The 4,022-nt window shown below is 68.0% G+C and carries 5 protein-coding genes; 1 reads left to right on the top strand and 4 read right to left on the bottom strand.

Annotated elements, in window-relative coordinates; translation table 11 throughout:
* Both ABZ885_RS36950 and ABZ885_RS36945 read right to left on the bottom strand, forming a co-directional pair.
* Positions 1-427 (bottom strand): aspartate/glutamate racemase family protein (locus ABZ885_RS36950; protein WP_360198926.1); only part of this gene is annotated, 427 nt, incomplete at its 3' end.
* A 61-nt stretch (positions 428-488) separates the two neighbouring features.
* A complete protein-coding gene (locus ABZ885_RS36945; protein ID WP_360198924.1) occupies positions 489-1,223 on the bottom strand; it encodes a hypothetical protein in 735 nt (244 codons plus the stop codon).
* A 586-nt stretch (positions 1,224-1,809) separates the two neighbouring features.
* Between ABZ885_RS36945 and ABZ885_RS36940 the strand changes: the two genes are divergently transcribed.
* A complete protein-coding gene (locus tag ABZ885_RS36940) occupies positions 1,810-2,595 on the top strand; it encodes a hypothetical protein (RefSeq protein WP_360198922.1) in 786 nt (261 codons plus the stop codon).
* Here the strand turns inward: ABZ885_RS36940 and ABZ885_RS36935 are convergent.
* Both ABZ885_RS36935 and ABZ885_RS36930 read right to left on the bottom strand, forming a co-directional pair.
* Entirely contained in the window at positions 2,577-3,062 is a 486-nt protein-coding gene (locus ABZ885_RS36935; protein WP_360198920.1) for a cupin domain-containing protein, read from the bottom strand. The genes ABZ885_RS36940 and ABZ885_RS36935 overlap by 19 nt on opposite strands.
* Before the next feature lie 102 nt (positions 3,063-3,164).
* The gene (locus ABZ885_RS36930) at positions 3,165-3,854 is read right to left on the bottom strand and encodes a hypothetical protein (RefSeq protein WP_360198918.1); all 690 of its coding nucleotides are present in this window, start codon (positions 3,852-3,854) and stop codon (positions 3,165-3,167) included.
* Positions 3,855-4,022 lie beyond the last annotated feature (168 nt).

Here is a 4,022-nt window from a genome sequence, read left to right as displayed (position 1 = left end):
GGCCGGGACACGCGATCCGTGCCACCGGCACGCCGTTCGCGAAGTCCGCGATCAGGCGTTCCTGGTAGTCGCTCTCGGTGGTACGGACGGTCGCCCACACGGCGAGGTTCCGGCCGGCCGCCGCGACCGGCTTCACGGCGGGGACGGTTCCGATCACGGGAACGCGCGGCTCGAACCTCTCGCGCAGGGCGTCGATCGCGGTGACGGTGGCGGTGTTGCAGGGGACCACGACGGCCTGCGCACCGCGCTGCGTGGCCAGGTCGGCGGCGGTGAGCAGACGGTCCGTGACGAAGGAGGCCGTCTTGGGACCCCAAGGGGCGCCCTCGGGATCCAGAAGCAGCAGCAGATCGAGCTCCGGGGCGAGGTGCCGAAGCCAGCCCGCGGTCGAGAGGAGGCCGAATCCCGAGTCGATCAATGCCACTGTCATGGGGTCAACGTATCAGCGGGGTCTCGACGCAGGCCGTGCCGCGCACCTGCGCCGACCGCTCTCACCAGGCCGGACGGGGCCGTCGGCCGTACAGCGGGTCTCCCAGGGGCTGGTCCCAGGAGGCCGTCGTGACGACGGCGGTCATCAACAGCCAGCCGAACACGGGAATGGCCAGGGTGAGGCCGAGGGACGTCGTCGACGACATGAGGACGAGGCAGCCGAAGAACGCGGTGAGGGTGACGGTCAGGTTGGTGAGGACGATGCGGGCCCCTCGCGAACCCGAACGCGACCAGGTCAGGCCCTGGACGGTGAGCGTCGAACCCAGGCCGACCAGGAGGGCCACCTCCAGGGACGCCGACCAGGACGTGCCCGCGGTCTGGGAGTGGCTCCCGTGGTGGGAGATCTCGGCGACCCGCCCGTGGAAGACCGCCAGGTCGACCTCCGAGCCGACCTCCGTGTCGGTGTAGAGGGTCCAGGGGACTTCGAAGGTGTGCTTGGGGGCCGTCTCGCGGGCCACCGTCAAGTTGTAGTAGGAATCGCCGGAGTTCTTGTCCGTCACCTTGCCGGTCTCGTGCCGTACGCAGTCCGTCCCCGGCGTGGCCGCCGCCGTGTCGCACACCGCGGCCGAGTGATAGGCGACCGCTTCCTCGTTCGCGTCGACGAACCGGCCGAAGCCGAGCACGGTGACGGCCAGGCCGGCCAGCAGGAGCAGGCCCTGCACCAGGACACGGCCGGCCGGTCCGACGGCCTGCCGGAACCGGCCGGGCGACGTGGCGTCCTCGATCCGCGCGTTCATCGCAACCCTCCCATCGATCGCTCCGCGGGCACCTCCCCGATACCCGGCAACGATGCTTTCAAGGACGTTGCCGTCGGGGGAGGGGCCCGACGCTCTTGTGACGAACTTGTGGAAGTCCGGTCGGAAGGCCGGGACGGCGTAGCAGGAGGGCATGCGGGTGGTCGCGCGCCAACCCGGAAGCCGCTGTGATCACCCTTAGCTGGCGACCGATGGCACCAGTGTCCGGCTCAGGGTTGGCGGCTTCGCGCACCACAGCGTCCGCTTCGTCGTCGGGTACCTGCCCCGCAGCGCGCACGGTGCGGGCGTTCCTGAGCTCAGGGCAAAAGTCTGAGGATGAACTCCAGGAGAGCTCGAACGCCACCGCTTACGGCGCCCCGAATGACTGCGTTTCGCACCTGGGACCGTTCTGCCGGCCTGTGCGCCTTCCTCTTGACCATCGTGTGTCCCCGCTTGGTTGACGGACTGCTGATGTCTCGAGCTTGGTCTCTGGCTCGGGGTGCAAGCCACGGGGTGACACGGTCGGACGTGCGTTGCCGTGATCTGACACTTTCTGACATGCTGCGCCGATTGAGAGGGGGGTGATCCTTTGCCGCGGATCGCCATGTTGGGCGAAGACGGGCTGCCGGATGGTCCGCACCGGAACCTCGTGCATGACCTCCAGCGCCTGCACAGGCTGACGGGCTACATGAGCACGCGTGCCATCAGCGAGAAGGTTCGCGAGTCGGACGAGGAAGCCGACTTGGTCTCGCGCGAGACGGTGAGTTCGATGCTAAGCGGGAAGAAGTTGCCTGCATGGCCGAAGGTTCAGTCCGTCGTGCGTGTCCTGGTAGCCAAGTCGGTCGAGCAACTGGACGCGCAGGAGACCCTGAGGCAGGTTCATGAGGCGTGGCTCCGGGCGTCGGATGAAGACCGACATGGTTCCGACCGTGAGCCGGTCCATCGTGGCGGCGCCGGAGGATCCGGGCAATCGGCGTACGAGGAGCGCGACGACGCTGAAGCCTCACAACGCGACGGCCCTCTCACGAACCAACCGATGACGCTGGTGAATGGAAGCTGGCCCGGCGCCGAGATGTTCGAGGTTGCCAACCTGGCCGGGAGGACGGTCCTCAGCTTGAACTCCCGGCATTCGATGGTCAAGAGGTTCCTGGAAGCCCGAAACCGCGCGGCCGCAGCCCGGTCGCGATCTGAGGTGGAGGACCTGGTTGACGAGCTGGCCGATTCCTTCGATCTGCTTCTCATGGCGTGGGCGCGGGCGGATGGGATGTTCGAAGCCGGCTCGAGCGACGACATGTCCACCTACTGGGGGATGTTTGCCCAGGCCTTCGTCAAAGCACAAAGCGAGGCGAAGGCGAATCACGGAGACGACGCGTAGCCCAGTGCGGCCGGGGCAACACTGGGCACTTGGCGTGGGGGTGCTGCTTCGGTGGCCGTTGCGTGACTGTCCCCGCTCATTAGCTGCCTCAGCCTGGCACTGAGCCGTCGGCGACTTCGCAGCCGTCGGTGGTTCGTCGAGCGGTTCGGGGATGCGCGGTCCGGCGGGCTGGTGGGTGCTCGCCGCGCCGGTGTGTCAGTCGTTCGGCGTTCCGCTGTAGGCGGGGGCGAAGAAGACCAGTGCCACCAGGTCTTCGGTGACGTCGTGGAAGCGGTGCTCCCCCGGCCTGGGATGAAGAGTGTGCTGCCGGGGCCGACGGTGATCGTGCGGCCGCCGGAGGTGAACGAGCCGCGGCCCTGCGTCACGACGTAGATCTCGTCCTCAGTGTGCGGGGACTGCCCGTCGACCGCTCCCGCCGGGATGGAATACGTACCGAAGCTCAGCGCGGGGACCTGCAGGTGCTCCACGTAGTCGGCGGATCCCCCGGTGCCGGGCCTGAACCGTCCGCTGTCGGTGATCTCATGGCCCCCGATCCTCGCACGCCGGCGCGTCCGCGTCAGGGCTCCGGGTCAGCCTTGCTGCGGCGAGGCGGCTGCGTAGTGGTCCAGGTACCTCAGCATCGCCGGGTCCGGGGACGCATCGTCACCACCGTTGACCACGTGCCAGAGGCGGTTCTCCAGCCAGAACCGGTAGGCGAAGCTCTCGAAGGAGGGCGCGCACCAGAGGATCGCCGCCCGTTGCGCATCATGATCGGCCAGGTCGCTCTCGGGCCGGAACTCGTCCGAATCCCGTGCCGTGTACTCGAACTCGTAGTCGAGATGGGAGCTGACCACGAACACCTCGCCGGACGGCCGCAGGTAGAGGTACCAGAGGACACAGTCCTGCTGGTCGCGAAGGAAGCGAACGAGGAACGCCCCGGGCTCGACGGGGCTGGGCAGCGGCTCGGAGAGGCTGCTCCAGCAGGCGGTCACCGAGACGCCGTCCAACGCACCCTGGAAGTTCGACGACACTGCGAAGGTGACGAAGTCCTTGGGCAACGCCAGCCCCTCGGCGGCGAGTTTCCCCTCGATCGGCTTCAACTTCGCGGCCTGATCGGCGACGAACCCGCCCGGATCGCCCAACCACCGGAACTCCCCGGCGAACAACGCCTCGTCGAGGGGCGGCAGCGTGTCGTACGCGTACCTCTCGTAGGTGTAGCGGCACGGACGGTGGTCGCCGAGGTCCGTTGCACACCATGCCGCATCAAAGTCGACACCCATCGCCGGCAGGCTCCGATCGTAGAAGGACGCGTGATCGATCGAGAGCTTGCCACCCGGGTCCGACATCGCGACGGGAACGGCCCCCGGGGCAGGTCACACGCGGTGGACGTGACGGTCACCGCGGCGTCAGTGAAGTAGTCGAGGACGACGACCAGCGCCATGCCGATG

It is taken from the genome of Kitasatospora sp. NPDC047058 (assembly GCF_040643935.1).
GTDB lineage: Bacteria > Actinomycetota > Actinomycetes > Streptomycetales > Streptomycetaceae > Kitasatospora.
The sequence above is the reverse complement of the archived record's forward strand: the minus strand, read 5'-3'. Positions and strand labels throughout refer to the sequence as shown.

Bases quoted from the DNA above. Each gene is read 5' to 3' on its own strand.
- ABZ885_RS36945 (WP_360198924.1), bottom strand. From the start codon at position 1,223: ATGAACGCGCGGATCGAGGACGCCACGTCGCCCGGCCGGTTCCGGCAG.
- ABZ885_RS36930 (WP_360198918.1), bottom strand. From the start codon at position 3,854: ATGGGTGTCGACTTTGATGCGGCATGGTGTGCAACGGACCTCGGCGAC.